Genomic DNA, 14,693 nt, shown 5'->3' with positions numbered 1-14,693 from the left:
CAGCGGTACCCGCCCGCGCCGCCTGGCCGAGCTGCTGGGCGACGGCAGCGTCGACGAGGATCTGCTGGACGAAGCATTCGAGGGCTGGCGCAGCGCCGCACGCGCGCTCGGCAAACGCGGACTGGCCGAGCGTGTCGCGCTTGCGCACGAGCCCGCATTGCCCAGTCTCCGACCCGGCCCCACCCCGAACGCGGAACAGGCCAGCGCGATTGCCGCGATCGCCACCGCGGAAGGCTTCGGCGCCTTCCTGCTCGATGGCGTCACCGGCAGCGGCAAGACCGAGGTCTACCTGCAGGCGATCGTGGCCTGCCTGGCGCGCGGCCGCCAGGCGCTGGTCATGGTTCCGGAGATCGGGCTCACCCCGCAGACCCTGGCCCGCTTCCGCAGCCGCCTGGGCATTGCCGTGCACGTGCTGCATTCGGGATTGAACGACAACGAACGCGCGCGGGTGTGGGCAGCGGCCGCCCGCGGCGAGGCCCAGGTGATCGTCGGTACCCGCTCGGCGGTATTCACTCCGCTGCCCAATGCCGGGTTGATCGTGGTCGATGAAGAGCACGACGGCAGCTACAAGCAGCAGGACGGCATCCGCTACCACGCCCGTGATTTCGCCCTGGTGCGGGCCAAGGCGCTGGGCATCCCGGTGGTGCTGGGCAGCGCCACGCCGTCGCTGGAATCGCTGCACAACGCCCAGGCCGGTCGCTACACCCACCTGCGCCTGAAGCAGCGTGCCGGCGAAGCGCGCCCGCCCATCGTGCGGGTGCTGGATGTGCGCAAGCGGCCGCTGAAGGACGGCCTGTCGCCGGAGGTGATGCAGGGCATCGCCGACCACCTGCAGGCCGGGAACCAGGTGCTGGTGTTCAAGAATCGCCGCGGTTATGCGCCGGTGCTGCTCTGCCACGACTGCGGCTGGACCGCACCGTGCAGGCGCTGCGATGCGCCGATGACGGTCCACGCCGGCGGGCGTCGCCTGCAGTGCCACCATTGCGGCGCGCGCCAGCCGGCGCCACTGGCATGCCCGGACTGCGGCAGCCTGGCGCTGCAACCGCAGGGCATCGGCACCGAACGGCTGGAAGAACATCTGGTGGACGCCTTTGCCGACCACCCGGTGATCCGCATCGACCGGGGCACCACCAACCGCCGCGATGCACTCGAAACCCAGCTGGCCACTCTGGGCGATCGCCCCGGCATCCTGGTCGGCACCCAGATCCTGGCCAAGGGCCACGACCTGCCCAAGCTGACCCTGGTGGTGGTGGTGGGCATCGACGAAGGACTGTTCTCGGCCGATTTCCGCGCCAGCGAGAAACTGGCCCAGCAGCTGATCCAGGTGGCCGGTCGGGCCGGGCGCGCCGCCGACGCCGGCGAGGTCTGGCTGCAGACCCACCACCCCGGCCACCCGTTGCTGGAAACCCTGGTCAACGGCGGTTACCACGCCTTCGCCGACGCCGAACTGCAGCAACGCGAAGCGGCAGGTTTCCCGCCCTTCGCCCACCTGGCCCTGCTGCGCGCCGAAGCGCAGCAGGTGGAACATGCCAACGCCATGCTCAGCGGCGTGCGCGACCTCATTGCGCACGACTGCCCGGTGGAGCGGTTCGGCCCGATGCCGGCGCCGATGCCGCGTCGCGCGGGCTACCAGCGCACCCAGCTGCTGCTGTCGGCGCCGTCAAGGCGACCGCTGCATGCGCTGCTCGACCAGATCATGCCGCAGGTTTACGCGCTGCCACAGGCGCGCAAGGTGCGCTGGTCATTGGACGTCGATCCCACTGACCTGTATTGAGATCTGGAGGGCCGGTCAGGTCAACGGCGTCATCACCGCTTTGGCGTATGCCGGGCGCTGCTGCAGGCGCTGGTACCACGCTTCCAGGTGCGGCAGCGACGGGCGCTGGATCGGCAGCTCGAACCACGCGTAGACCAGCGCGCCCAGCGGAATGTCGCCCATGGCGAACCGATCGCCGGACAACCAGGGCTGCTGCGCCAGCGTGGCATCGGCCATCGCCAGCAGCTCCCCGGCACGCACCACGGCGGCGTTGATGCGGGTTTCGTCGCGGTTGGCCGGAGCGGTTCGCATGATGCCCCAGATCAACTCGCTGTACAGCGGCGCCATCCGCGAGGTGCTCCAGTCCATCCACTTCTCGGCCTGGGCACGCGCCATCGCGTCTTCCGGGTACAGCGTGCCCAGCGCGTAACGCGCGCAGAGGTAACGCACGATGGTGTTGGACTCCCACAGCGGCAGGCCCTGGTCTTCGATCACCGGCACCAGGCCGTTGGGATTCATCGCCACGTATTCGGCCGACTGCGTACCACCGAACGGCCCGCCGACCTCGATGGACGCGTACGCCAGGCCGATTTCCTCGGCGCACCACAACACCTTGCGCACGTTGCTGGAATTTTGCCGGCCCCAGATCTTCAGCATGTTGGTTTCCTGATCATTGAAGTGCGCCGCTACGATACGCCGATCGGCACGGCAGGTGAGACCGCTGCTGAACCCCGCCGCCGGCGTACACGTGCGCATGCTGCGGTACGTGCGACGATGCCCGTCGTCGCTTGCCAAGGAGTCCGTGCATGACCCGCGATCCCCTGCCCCACCTGGTCGTCATCGGTGGTGGTTTCGCCGGCCTCTGGGCCACCCGCGCGCTCGCCGGCGCGCGCCTGCGCATCACCCTGGTGGACCGTCGCAACCACCATCTGTTCCAGCCGCTGCTGTACCAGGTGGCCACCGCCGGCCTGTCCGCACCCGATATCGCCGCACCGCTGCGCCACATCCTTGGCGACCAGCGCAACGTCGAAGTGCGGTTGGGCGAGGTGATGTCCATCGACAAGGCACGTCGCCAGATCACCCTGGCCGACGGCAGCCAGCTCGGCTACGACATGCTGATGCTGTGCACCGGCGCCACCCATGCCTATTTCGGGCACGACGAATGGGCCGCCGACGCGCCCGGCCTGAAGACCCTCGATGACGCCATCGCACTGCGCCGCAAGCTGCTGCTGGCGTTCGAGCGCGCCGAGGCCGAACCGGATCCGGCGCGCAAGGCGGCCTGGCTCAGCTTCGCGGTGGTCGGTGGCGGCCCCACCGGCGTGGAACTGGCCGGGACGCTGGCCGAGATCGCGCGGCACACACTGCGCAACGAGTTCCGGCACATCGATCCGGCCAGCGCCAAGGTGCGGCTGGTGGAGGCAGGTCCGCGGGTGTTGTCCAGCTTCCCCGAAGTGCTGTCGTTGAAGGCGCGGCGACAGTTGGAGAAGCTGGGTGTCGAGGTGCTGACCGGCACGGCGGTGAGCGACATCGACAGCGAGGGTTTCCAGCTGGGAGAGCAGTTCGTTCCGGCACGCACCGTGGTGTGGGCAGCGGGCGTGGCGGCATCGCCGCTGGCGCGCACCCTGGAGGTACCGCTGGACCGCGCTGGACGTGTGCCGGTGCAGTCGGACCTCACGCTGGCCGACCATCCCGAGATCTTCGTTGCGGGCGATCTTGCCGCGATCAGCCAGGCCGACGTCAAGCCGGTCCCGGGCGTGGCCCCGGCCGCCAAGCAGATGGGCAAACACGTGGCCACGATCATCCGCGCGCGCCTGGACGGCAAGCCCGCGCCCGGACCTTTCAGGTACCAGGACTTCGGCAACCTGGCCACGATCGGGCGCATGGCTGCCATCGTGCATTTGGGGCGCCTGCAGTTGTCGGGCGTGCTGGCCTGGTGGTTCTGGCTGGCCGCGCACGTGTTCTTCCTGATCGGCTTCCGCAACCGCATCGTGGTGCTGCTCAACTGGGCGGTGGCGTACTGGAGCTACCAGCGCAGCGCGCGGATCATCTTTGGCGACGACCGGGAGGACCGGCGGCCGAAGCCGTCCGATCAGGGATCGTTGCCGGGAGCGAGGTGAACGTCCCACGTGCACAGGAAATCCGGGTCGCTGATGGTCAGCGCGATCGAGCGCAAGGTGTAGTCGCCCGGTGCCGCCGCAGCGTAGTGGTCCAGTGTCGGTGGCAGGAAGAGTTCCTCGCCGTCGACAGCGCTGGCCAGTACCACGCCTTCCTCGGCATTGATGCGTAGTACGTCGCCCGCCATCTGGCGATGTTCCAGTGCGTTTCCGTCGACGTCGAGGTAAGTGATGCCGGCGAGGACCGTCTTGCCGATCATTGCGCGCGCCTTGGCCCGGTCGATGTCGGTCATGGGAGGGGTTGCTGCAGCCAGGCCAGCTTGCGTGCGCGCGGCTGGCGTTTGAGCTCGCATTCGGCCCTGGAGGCTGCCGAGCGGTCGGGATAAGCGCGCATGGCCAACAGTTTCACCGGCGGGTTGGCGCGGGTGTAGCGCGCGCCCTTGCCGCACAGATGGGCCTGGAAACGGGCCTCCACGTCATTGCTTATGCCGGCGTAATAGCTGCCGTTGCGGCATTCGAGCAGGTATACAAACCAGGGGGTGGGTTCAGCGGGCATACCGGCATTATCCACCGGGTCGGTGCTGGCGGCTGCTAGAATCGGCCCCGGATGCAGGAGAGAGGCGCCGCGCTGGCGCCCGCCGAAGGCGCAGGCTCCCATAATCGCTCAGGCCGGTGGTCCGATAGCCCACCAACCATGCATCCAACACGCCGATCTGGAGAGAGGTCTTCAATGACCCGCCGAAGGGGCACGTGGCCTGGCCACCGAACTCTCAGGCAAAAGGACAGCGGGAGCGGCAACGGATTCCCACCCCACGACAGTGCTGCGGCGCTGCCGCGGTGCGTGCGCGTTTCCGTCCCAGCCTGCCCCACCCGGAGCTGCCGCATGCTGCTGTCCATCATCTACCTGATCGCCATTTCCGCCGAAGCCATGACCGGCGCCCTGTCCGCCGGGCGGCGGCGCATGGACCTGTTCGGCGTGGTCATCATCGCCTGCGTGACCGCGCTGGGCGGCGGCTCGCTGCGCGACATCGTGCTGGGCCACTACCCGCTGGGCTGGGTGAAGCACCCCGAGTACCTGGGCTTCACCATCTGCGCGGCGCTGATCGCTACGTGGGTGGCGCGTTGGATGCACCATTTCCGCCGTACCTTCCTGGTGCTCGATGGCCTGGGCCTGATCTGCTTCACCCTGATCGGCTGTGCGGTAGCGCGCGACGGTGGGCATTCGGTGCCGATCGTGCTGATCGCCGGCATGCTCACCGGTGCGTTCGGCGGCGTCCTGCGTGACGTGCTGTGCAACGAAGTGCCGCTGATCTTCCAGAAGGAACTCTATGCGGTGATCACCCTCCTCACCGGCGCGGCGTGGCTGGGCCTGCTCGAACTGGGCATGTCGCTCAACGCGGCCACGCTGTGGTGTCTCGGTGGTGGCTTCGCGTTCCGTCTGCTGGCGATCCACTTCAAGTGGGAGATGCCGAAGTTCGTGTATCGCGACGAGGTGCATTGAGGCACCGCCGCAGGCTCAACTGCCCATCGACAGGGGCAGCATCACCGTCATGGGATGGGCAGGCGAAACGACGAACCCATGTTTCAGGTAGAACGTCCTCGCCGATGCGTCGATGGCGTGGCACAGCAATGCACGCGCCCCGACCTGGTCGCACGCCTGCAAGGCGCGCAGCACCGCGTCCTTCAGCAATCCCTCGCCGATGCCTTGTGCCGTCCAGTCCGCATGCACCGCCAGACGCCCCAGGACGATGACCGGGATGGGATCGGGCATGTTGCGGCGAAGTCGGCCGGGGGCCGCGTCATGCGACATCGAACCGGCTGACAGCGCGTAGTAGCCGATCACGCGATGGTGCTCGTCGCAGGCGACGAAGCATCGTGATGCGCCGGATGCCTGGTTGGCATGCGCGCGCTCACGCAACCATTTTTCCAGGGCCGGCGCGCTGCAGCGGAAGTCATCGACCGACAGACCGGCGTGCAGGGGAACGGGCGCGGAAAGACGCAAGGACTTACCGCTCCCAGGGTGCGGGCGTGCTCAACAGGCGGCGCAGCGCTGCGTTTTCTTCCAGCGGTGAATCCAGCAGCGCGTTGAAGCGCTGCAACTGCTCTGCGTCCAGCGCGAACCGGGTCTGGTCCGCCAGCACTTCGCGGGCCTTGTCGCATGCCGCATCGAGGATGAATTCAGTGCGGTTGACCCCGCTGATCTCCACGGCGCGATCGATCAGGGCCTGCTTGTCGGCCGGCGCTCTGAAATTGATGACTTTGCTGGCGGTTCCCATGGGAAGCACTCGCACAGTAGTGGCTTGTGCATACATTGTACATACAATCCGGCCGGATTCAAGGAAGGAGTGAAGTCTGGCGCGCGACAGTCAAGGTATCCAATTGATTTCTTTGAATAAGTTCGAGAATACCTTAGACAGTGCCTGTCGCTGGGCCGGCGTGCGGCCGGCCCCGCGCCTCAGGCTGGTTCCGCCACACGACGCGCGCGCCGCGCACGCACCGCCTCGGCCAGCGACTCGAGCACGGCGAGCGAACTGTCCCAGCCGATGCAGCCATCGGTGATGCTCTGCCCGTAGACCAGCGGCTGGCCTTCCACCAGGTCCTGGCGGCCGGCAACGAGGTGGCTTTCCACCATCACCCCCACGATCCGCTCTTCACCCGCCACCAGCTGCGCGTTGATGTCGGCGATCACCAGGGGCTGGTTTTCGGGGTTCTTGCTGCTGTTGGCGTGGCTGGCGTCGATCATCAACCGCGCGGGCAGTTTCGCCTTGGCCAGGGTCTGGCTGGCCGCATCCACGCTGGGCGCGTCGAAGTTGGGTACCTTGCCTCCGCGCAGGATGACGTGGCAGTCCGGGTTGCCGGCGGTGGCGACGATCGCCGTGTCGCCCTGCTTGGTCACCGACAGGAAGTGGTGCGGGTTGGACGCCGCGCCCACCGCATCGGCGGCGATCTTGATGTTGCCGTCGGTGCCGTTCTTGAACCCGACCGGGCACGACAGCCCGGATGCCAGCTCGCGGTGCACCTGGCTTTCGGTGGTGCGCGCACCAATCGCGCCCCAGGCGACGAGGTCCGCGATGTACTGCGGCGAGATCACGTCCAGGAACTCCACGCCGGCCGGCAGGCCAAGCTTGTTGATGTCGCGCAGCAGGCCGCGGGCGATGCGCAGGCCCTTGTTGATCTGGAAGCTGCCGTCCAGGTCCGGGTCGTTGATCAGCCCCTTCCAGCCCACCGTGGTGCGCGGCTTTTCGAAGTAGACGCGCATGATGATCTCAAGCTCGCCGGCGTAAGCGTCGCGCAGCGGTTTCAGGCGCTGCGCGTATTCGATCGCGGCCACCGGGTCATGGATCGAGCACGGCCCGATCACCACCGCCAGGCGGTCGTCGCGACCATGCAGGATCTCGTGCAGTGCTGCACGCGAGGCGGTGACCGTGGCGGACGCTTCATCGTCGCAGGGCAGCATCGCCAACAGCTGCGCTGGCGGGGTCAACGGTTCGATCTTGCGGATGCGCAGGTCGTCGGTGTGGGGGGGCATGGGGGAAATCTCCTTTGAGATGGGGGTCCCCAGCGCGGCGGCAACAAAAAAGCCGCCAGGTGCGCTGGCGGCTTTCGGGAATGCGTCTGAAGGTTTCTTCAGGGTGAGCGCATGCCTTCCTCCGCCGGTGGCTTCGGAAAGTAATACCAAAAGTAGGAATTGGCGTGGCGTGCGTTCATTGGGGACTATTGATAGCACAGGGGTCTGGGAGTGCCAAATGTTTCATTCGCAACTGGGGTGCAGTGTTCAGGGCTGCAGGCCCGACGGTACGATTGGGGCTGAGACCCGGAGGAGTGCCGTGCATGCGCCCGTTCGTCCTGATGTTCTCCCTGTTGATGCCCGCGTCCGCTGCGCTGGCCGCCGCCCCACCCCACGCGCTGCCGTCCCCGCCCGAGGTGGATGCGCAGATGCAGCGTCTGATGCGGGCAACCCACGCCCAGGGGCTGGCGTTGGCCGTGATTGATGACGGCAAGGTCGCGCAGGTGCACGTGGCCGGCAAACGCAATGCGGCCGGCGAGCCGCTGCAGCCAGACACCATCATGTACGCCGCGTCGCTGACCAAGGCGGCGTTTGCCTACATGGTGCTGCAGCTGGTGGACGACGGCATCGTGGACCTGGATCGCCCCATCGCTGCCTACCTGGACCGTCCACTGCCGGATTATCCGGCCGACAAGCGCTACGCGCCCTGGCCCGACCTGAAGGACGACCCGCGCTGGCAGCAGATCACCCCACGCATGCTGCTCAGCCATCGCAGCGGCTTCTCCAACTTCGCCTTTCTTGAACCGGAGGGAAAACTGCGGCTGCATTTCGACCCGGGCACGCGATATGCGTATTCCGGGGAAGGGCTGATCCTGCTTCAGTTCGTGCTCGAACAAGGCGTAGGCCTGGACGTGGGCAGGGAAATGCAGCGGCGGGTGTTTGATCGCCTCGGCATGACCCGTACCAGCATGACCTGGCGCGCGGACTTCGCCGGCAACCTCGCCGACGGCTGGACCCAGGACGGCAGCACCGAACCGCATGACGAACGCAGCCGTGTGCGGGCGGCGGGTTCGATGGACACCACCATCACCGATATCGCGCGGCTTGCCGCCGCGCTGGTGAGCGGTGAAGGCCTTTCGCCTGCATCGCGACGTGAGCTGGTGCGCGCGCAGTGGCCGATCACCACAGCCTCGCAGTTCCCTACGCTGCAGGATGAACTGCCACCGTCGCGGCGTCGCGCGGACCTGGCCGCGGGCCTGGGAGTGGTGGTCTTCGATGGGCCGCAGGGCCACGCGTTCTACAAGGGCGGGCACGACGATGCGGTGGGCAACACCCTGGTCTGCGTGGAACGCGGCCAGCGCTGCGTGGTGATCCTGGGCAACGACGTACGTGCGGAAGCGGCGTTCCCGGCACTGGTGCGCTTCGTGCTCGGCGACACCGGCGCGCCGTGGACCTGGGAATACGGCAACAAGACCTTCGTCCGGTAGCGGCGTCAAGCGGACAAAAGAAAACCCCGCCTTGCGGCGGGGTCTTCATGTACAGCACGACAGGATGTCGCGTGTGCGGGGACCTTAGAAGTCCATGCCGCCCATGCCACCCATGCCGCCCATGCCGCCGCCGCCCATGGCCGGCTCGTCCTTCTTCGGCGCTTCAGCCACCATCGCTTCGGTGGTGATCATCAGGCCGGCGATGGACGCCGCATTCTGCAGGGCCGAACGGGTCACCTTGGTCGGGTCCAGGATGCCGAACTCGAGCATGTCGCCGAACTCGCCGTTGGCGGCGTTGTAGCCGTAGCTGCCGGTGCCTTCCTTGACCTTGTTCACGATCACGGACGGCTCTTCGCCGGCATTGGCGACGATTTCACGCAGCGGCGCTTCCATCGCGCGCAGGGCGATCTGGATGCCGTGGTTCTGGTCTTCGTTGGCGCCCTTCAGGCCAGCCAGCGCGGTGACCGCACGGACCAGGGCAACGCCGCCGCCCGGCACCACGCCTTCTTCGACCGCTGCACGGGTAGCGTGCAGGGCGTCGTCGACGCGGTCCTTCTTTTCCTTCATTTCGATTTCGGTCGAGGCACCGACCTTGATCACGGCCACACCGCCGGCCAGCTTGGCCACGCGTTCCTGCAGCTTTTCACGGTCGTAGTCGGACGAGGTGTCTTCGATCTGGGTCTTGATGCGGGCCACGCGCGATTCCACGGCTGCCTTGTCGCCCAGGCCGTCGATGATCGTGGTGTTTTCCTTGGAAACCTGCACCTTCTTGGCGCGGCCCAGGTCGTTGATGGTGGCCTTCTCCAGCGACAGACCGATCTCTTCGGAGATCACGGTGCCACCGGTCAGCACGGCCATGTCTTCCAGCATCGCCTTGCGACGGTCGCCGAAGCCCGGGGCCTTGACGGCCACGACCTTGACGATGCCACGGATGGTGTTGACCACCAGGGTGGCAAGCGCTTCGCCTTCGACTTCCTCGGCCACGATCAGCAGCGGCTTGCCGGCCTTGGCGACGCCTTCCAGCACCGGCAGCAGGTCGCGCACGTTGGAGATCTTCTTGTCGTGCAGGAGGATGTACGGGTCATCCAGGTCGGCGGTCTGCGACTGCTGGTTGTTGATGAAGTACGGGGACAGGTAGCCGCGGTCGAACTGCATGCCCTTGACCACGTCCAGCTCGTTTTCCAGGCCCGAGCCTTCTTCAACGGTGATCACGCCTTCCTTGCCGACTTCCTTCATCGCTTCGGCGATGATGTTGCCGATCGACTCGTCCGAGTTGGCCGAGATCGTGCCGACCTGGGCAATGGCCTTGTCGTCAGCGGTGGGCTTGGAGATGTTCTTCAGCTCGGCGACGGCGGCCACGACGGCCTTGTCGATACCGCGCTTGAGGTCCATCGGGTTCATGCCGGCGGCGACGGCCTTGGCGCCTTCGCGGATCAGGGCCTGGGCCAGCACGGTGGCGGTGGTGGTGCCGTCGCCGGCGTCGTCGTTGGTACGCGAGGCGACTTCCTTCACCATCTGCGCGCCCATGTTCTCGAACTTGTCGGACAGTTCGATTTCCTTGGCGACGGACACGCCGTCCTTGGTGATGGTCGGGGCGCCGAAGCTCTTCTCGAGCACGACATTGCGGCCCTTCGGGCCCAGGGTGGCCTTGACGGCATTGGCGAGAACGTTGACGCCGCGCACCATGCGCGAACGGGCGTCTTCACCGAAACGAATTTCCTTGGCAGCCATTGCGATTACCTTTTCTGTAGAGCCACGCCATGCGTGGCTGAATCAATAGGGGATGGGTAGAGCCGGGCCGGGCCCGGCTGAACGAGCGACGCCGTCTCAGCCGATGATGGCGAGGATGTCGTCTTCGCGCAGGACCTTGTATTCCACGCCTTCGCTCTTGTAGCTGCTGCCGGCGTACTGGCCGTAGATGACCTTGTCACCGACCTTCAGCGACGGCTGGCGCACGTTGCCGTTGTCCAGCGGCTTGCCCGGGCCCACGGCCACGACTTCACCCTTGGTCGACTTTTCCTTGGCCGAGTCCGGAATGACGATGCCGCCGGCGGAAATTTCGTCGGCTTCGATCGGCTTGACCACAACGCGGTCGTGAAGCGGCTTGATGCTCATGCGGGACCTCTTAAGTTATTGATTGGTCTGAAAAAGTCCGGCGATGTTAGCACTCACGCAGGGTGACTGCCAGCATCGCTCGCGAAAAAACCCGCAGTGCGGGACAGGGCAGAGATGGTGGCCTGCCCCGCCCTTTCAAGGGGGCAAGCGGAAATTCCCGTGCATGCCGGGTAACGGCGGCGTCTTTGGCCAAAATCTTGACGCACGTCCCAGTGTGGCGTGTCCAACCGGACATATCGATAGATGTGTCATATGGATTAGCTAGATTCGCTCGGCAAAACCCAATCACAAGGAGACGTAGATGCGGTTGCTCACACCACTGTCCCTGGGGTGCCTGCTGGCGCTGGCGGTCAGCCCGGCCCGGGCCGACGTATTCATCAATGAACTGCACTACGACGACAGCACTCCGGCCGGGGACGTCGGCGAAGCGATCGAAGTGGTCGCCACCGGCGGCGAAGACCTCACCGGCTACATGCTCTACCTGTACAACGGCAGCACGCCGTCGGCCGCCACGGTGTATGCCAGCAACCCGGTGCCGGCCGGCACCGCGGCCGGCTGCGGCAGCGCGCGCATCGCCACGGTCACCTACCCCACCAATGGCCTGCAGAACGGCGCCAACGACGGCATCGCGCTGGTCGATGGCAGCGGCAAGGTGGTCCAGTTCATCAGTTACGAAGGCACCGTCACCGCCGCCGCGGGCCCGGCCGCCGGACTGACCAGCCAGAACATCCCGGTCAGCGAAACCAACAGCACCGCGCCGGGCACCTCGCTGCAGCTCACCGGCAGCGGCAGCCAGTACGCCCACTTCACCTGGGCCGCATCCGCCGCGCAGACCTTCGGCGCCTGCAACCACGGCCAGACCTTCAGCGGCAGCGGTGGCGGCAGCGGTGGCGGCACCGGTCCGAACACGCCGCCCTCGGTGCGCACCACCACCCCGGAGCAGGGCGCCACCACGTTCCCGGCCGCGGCCGACCTGGCGGTGACCTTCAGCGAGAACGTCACCGCCAGCAGCGGTGCCTTCGTACTCAGCTGCGGCCAGTCCGGCAGCATTCCGCTGACCCATGCCGGCAGCGGCACCACCTTCACCCTGTCCACCCACACCGCGCTGGTCGCCGGCGAGGCATGCCGGTTCGACATCCGTGCAGCCAGGATCAAGGACGCGCAGGGCGCCCGTCCGGCCGCCGACACCCGCATCGCGTTCAACGTGGCCGCCGCCGGTGGCGGCGATCCGGGCCCCGATCCGGACCCGGGGAGTTACTACTCGAAGGTGAACACCTCCAGCCCCAGCCAGCTGCGCTGCTCGCTGCACGCCACCATCAAGGGCCACACCGCCTACCCCTACAGTGGCTCCGGCACCAGCACCTGGACGATCCTGGAGATCGCCGACGAGGATCCCAACAACAGCGGCAGGATCCTGGACGCTTACCGCAACCGCAGCTACGCCAAGGTCAGCGACCGCGCGGGCACCGGCAGCGGCCTGACCTACAACCGCGAGCACACCTGGCCGAACTCGCTGGGCTTTGCCAGCACCACCGGCGACAAGGGCCTGCCGTATGCGCCCTACACCGATACGCACATGCTGTATTTGTCCGACACCCAGTGGAACGCCGACCGTGGCAACAAGCCGTTCGCGAAATGCGACGCCAGCTGCGGCGAGCGCGCCACGGAAAACAACAACGGCCAGGGCGGTGGCAGCGGTGGGTACCCGGGCAACTCGAACTGGGTACGAAGCCCGGACGGCAATACCGGCACCTTCGAAGTGTGGGGCCAGCGCAAGGGCGACATGGCGCGTGCGGTGATGTACATGGCGATCCGTTATGAGGGCGGCAAGGATGCGGCCACCGGGCAGTCCGAACCGGATCTGGAGCTGACCGACGACCGCAGCCGGATCGTCAAGACCTCGTCCTCGCCGGCCTACATGGGCCTGCTCTCCACGCTGATCGACTGGCACCTGGCCGACCCGCCGAGTGCGGCCGAAAAGGCCCGGAACGAGGTGGTTTTCAGCTTCCAGGGGAATCGCAATCCGTTCATCGACCACCCGGAATGGGCCACCCCGGCGCTGTTCACGTCGGCCAAGCCGGCGACCTGCGAGTTGGCGAACTGAGGGATCCCGGGGTCCGGCCAACGGCCGGGGCTACGGTCATCCGGGGCGCCGGCCACCCGCCGGCGCCACCGGGGTTCGCGCCATCCGGCCGGTTTCCATCGGAACCGGCCGGCATCGACAGTCTGCGATCTCTATACTCGGCGGTCATGTCGACCCCCGATTCCGTATTCATGCTTTTCACCACCTGCCCCGACACCGCCACCGCCGCGCGGCTGGCGCAGGCGCTGGTGGAAGAACGCCTGGCCGCGTGCGTGACGCGGCTGGACGGGGCGCACTCGACCTATCGCTGGCAGGGCGAGGTCACCGAAGACCACGAGGTCCAACTGGTGATCAAGACCACCGGCAGCCGCCTGGATGCGGCCATCGCCCGCGTGCAGGTGCTGCACCCGTATGAACTCCCCGAGTGCATCGCGGTCGAAACCCGCGCTGGCCTGCCGGCCTACCTGGATTGGATTCGGGCCCAGACCCGAGAGGAAAATGATTGATGACGCTGTCTGGTCGCTTTGCCGCGCTGTGCGCGCTGTTCGTGGTGTCCCTGCCGGCGCTTGCCGTCAGCGAAAAAGACCTGCTGCCGGTGGATGAAGCCTTTGCCCTGAGCGCACAGGCACGCGACCGCGACACCCTCCAGATCAGCTGGAAGATCGCACCGGGCTATTACCTCTATCGCCACCGCACCACGGTCAAGACCGATGCTGCGTTCAGCGCGCAGGCGCTGCAGATGCCGGCGGGCGAAAAGCACCACGACGATTTCTTCGGCGAGGTGGAAACCTATCGCGAGCGCCTGGTGGCGGTACTGCCCGGCAAGGCCGCCGACGATGCCGGTACGGTCACCCTGGAGGTCCGTTACCAGGGCTGCGCCGATGCGGGCGTGTGCTATCCCCCGCAGAAGCGCAGCCTGCAGGTGAAACTGCCCGGCGGCGGTGCGCGCGGCGACAGCGCGGTCACCCCCGCCTTCGGCGGCGCGGCGACGTCGCCCTTTACCGCCCCGCTGTCCGGTGCAGACGCCGGCGCCGGCCTGCGCCTCCCCGGCGCTGCCAACACGGCCTCGCTGCCGCTGCCGTCCGAGCGTGCCTTCGGCTTCGAGGCCATCGTCGGCGACGGCAACACGCTGCTGCTGCGCTTCAGCCCGGCGCGCGGCTACTACCTGTACCGCGACCGCACCTCGCTGAAGCTGGAAGGCGCGCCCGGCATTCGTGCCGACACGCCGCGCTGGCCAACGGCCAAGGCGCATCGGGATGAACACTTCGGCGATGTGTCGGTGTACTTCGACCAGACCGACGTCAAACTGCCATTGCGCCGCAGCGTGGCCGATGCCACCGATGCCACGCTGGTGATCACCTTCCAGGGCTGCCAGACCGACGGCATCTGCTATCCGCCGATGACCCGCCGGGTGAAGCTGGCGCTGCCGGCCGGCAAGGTCAACGCGAGCGCCGACGATGCAGCCCGGCGCAGTGACGTGATCGCGCCGCTGGTGTCCCGCGAGAAGCGCGCGCAGGCGCGCGACGCCTCGGGTATCGCCACCCAGCCGATGCTGATCCGCCCGAACGAGCCGGGCATGGACACGGCGCAGGCCGCTGCGCCCGACGCCAGCGGCGACAACGCGCAGCGCACC

General features: G+C 67.1%; 15 protein-coding genes and 2 riboswitches. Of the genes, 7 read left to right on the top strand and 8 right to left on the bottom strand.

What is annotated here, in order from left to right:
- The coding region (locus RWO33_RS14790) for a primosomal protein N' (protein ID WP_314105818.1) at positions 1-1,774 on the top strand (1,774 nt) is incomplete at its 5' end.
- Positions 1,775-1,789: 15 nt separating this feature from the next.
- Here RWO33_RS14790 and RWO33_RS14785 read toward each other — a convergent pair.
- Entirely contained in the window at positions 1,790-2,410 is a 621-nt protein-coding gene (locus RWO33_RS14785) for a glutathione S-transferase (RefSeq protein WP_145479035.1), read from the bottom strand.
- A gap of 149 nt (positions 2,411-2,559) precedes the next feature.
- Between RWO33_RS14785 and RWO33_RS14780 the strand changes: the two genes are divergently transcribed.
- Positions 2,560-3,870 (top strand): NAD(P)/FAD-dependent oxidoreductase, encoded by a 1,311-nt coding sequence (locus RWO33_RS14780; protein WP_314105817.1) that lies wholly within the window; start codon positions 2,560-2,562, stop codon positions 3,868-3,870.
- On the opposite strand, the gene RWO33_RS14775 is transcribed toward RWO33_RS14780, so the two are convergent.
- Both RWO33_RS14775 and RWO33_RS14770 read right to left on the bottom strand, forming a co-directional pair.
- Positions 3,843-4,160: a hypothetical protein gene (locus RWO33_RS14775; protein WP_145479033.1), complete on the bottom strand. Its 318-nt coding sequence runs from the start codon at positions 4,158-4,160 to the stop codon at positions 3,843-3,845. The genes RWO33_RS14780 and RWO33_RS14775 overlap by 28 nt on opposite strands.
- Entirely contained in the window at positions 4,157-4,423 is a 267-nt protein-coding gene (locus RWO33_RS14770; protein ID WP_145479032.1) for a GIY-YIG nuclease family protein, read from the bottom strand. The genes RWO33_RS14775 and RWO33_RS14770 overlap by 4 nt, the downstream gene beginning before the upstream one ends.
- A gap of 44 nt (positions 4,424-4,467) precedes the next feature.
- Positions 4,468-4,550, top strand: a riboswitch (glycine riboswitch).
- Positions 4,551-4,570: 20 nt separating this feature from the next.
- Positions 4,571-4,661, top strand: a riboswitch (glycine riboswitch).
- Positions 4,662-4,750: 89 nt separating this feature from the next.
- On the opposite strand from RWO33_RS14770, the gene RWO33_RS14765 reads away from it, so the two are divergent.
- Complete coding sequence (locus RWO33_RS14765; RefSeq protein ID WP_145479031.1) at positions 4,751-5,368, top strand: trimeric intracellular cation channel family protein; 618 nt, start codon at positions 4,751-4,753, stop codon at positions 5,366-5,368.
- A 15-nt stretch (positions 5,369-5,383) separates the two neighbouring features.
- Here RWO33_RS14765 and RWO33_RS14760 read toward each other — a convergent pair whose 3' ends face one another.
- The 3 genes from RWO33_RS14760 to RWO33_RS14750 form a co-directional block, all read right to left on the bottom strand.
- Positions 5,384-5,869 carry a GNAT family N-acetyltransferase gene (locus RWO33_RS14760; protein WP_314105816.1) on the bottom strand — a complete coding sequence of 162 codons (486 nt, stop codon included), beginning with the start codon at positions 5,867-5,869 and terminating at the stop codon, positions 5,384-5,386.
- A 4-nt stretch (positions 5,870-5,873) separates the two neighbouring features.
- Complete coding sequence (locus tag RWO33_RS14755) at positions 5,874-6,143, bottom strand: DUF1778 domain-containing protein (protein ID WP_314105815.1); 270 nt, start codon at positions 6,141-6,143, stop codon at positions 5,874-5,876.
- A gap of 179 nt (positions 6,144-6,322) precedes the next feature.
- Positions 6,323-7,396 carry a 3-deoxy-7-phosphoheptulonate synthase gene (locus RWO33_RS14750; protein WP_314105814.1) on the bottom strand — a complete coding sequence of 358 codons (1,074 nt, stop codon included), beginning with the start codon at positions 7,394-7,396 and terminating at the stop codon, positions 6,323-6,325.
- A gap of 302 nt (positions 7,397-7,698) precedes the next feature.
- On the opposite strand from RWO33_RS14750, the gene RWO33_RS14745 reads away from it, so the two are divergent.
- Positions 7,699-8,862, top strand: coding sequence for a serine hydrolase domain-containing protein (locus tag RWO33_RS14745; RefSeq protein WP_314105813.1), 1,164 nt, complete (start codon positions 7,699-7,701; stop codon positions 8,860-8,862).
- Positions 8,863-8,946: 84 nt separating this feature from the next.
- Here RWO33_RS14745 and groL read toward each other — a convergent pair whose 3' ends face one another.
- Positions 8,947-10,593, bottom strand: coding sequence for a chaperonin GroEL (gene groL, locus RWO33_RS14740; protein ID WP_145479026.1), 1,647 nt, complete (start codon positions 10,591-10,593; stop codon positions 8,947-8,949).
- Positions 10,594-10,689: 96 nt separating this feature from the next.
- Positions 10,690-10,977: a co-chaperone GroES gene (locus RWO33_RS14735; protein WP_145479025.1), complete on the bottom strand. Its 288-nt coding sequence runs from the start codon at positions 10,975-10,977 to the stop codon at positions 10,690-10,692.
- A gap of 301 nt (positions 10,978-11,278) precedes the next feature.
- On the opposite strand from RWO33_RS14735, the gene RWO33_RS14730 reads away from it, so the two are divergent.
- The 3 genes from RWO33_RS14730 to RWO33_RS14720 all read left to right on the top strand — a co-directional run.
- Entirely contained in the window at positions 11,279-13,081 is a 1,803-nt protein-coding gene (locus RWO33_RS14730) for an endonuclease (RefSeq protein WP_314105812.1), read from the top strand.
- Positions 13,082-13,227: 146 nt separating this feature from the next.
- The gene (gene cutA / locus RWO33_RS14725) at positions 13,228-13,566 is read left to right on the top strand and encodes a divalent-cation tolerance protein CutA (protein WP_145479023.1); all 339 of its coding nucleotides are present in this window, start codon (positions 13,228-13,230) and stop codon (positions 13,564-13,566) included.
- A partial coding sequence (locus tag RWO33_RS14720) for a protein-disulfide reductase DsbD domain-containing protein (RefSeq protein WP_314105811.1) occupies positions 13,563-14,693 on the top strand: 1,131 nt, incomplete at its 3' end. The genes cutA and RWO33_RS14720, both read left to right, overlap by 4 nt.

This window comes from uncultured Stenotrophomonas sp. (assembly GCF_963519925.1).
In the GTDB taxonomy this organism is placed as follows: domain Bacteria; phylum Pseudomonadota; class Gammaproteobacteria; order Xanthomonadales; family Xanthomonadaceae; genus Stenotrophomonas; species Stenotrophomonas maltophilia_AE.
The sequence above is the reverse complement of the archived record's forward strand: the minus strand, read 5'-3'. Positions and strand labels throughout refer to the sequence as shown.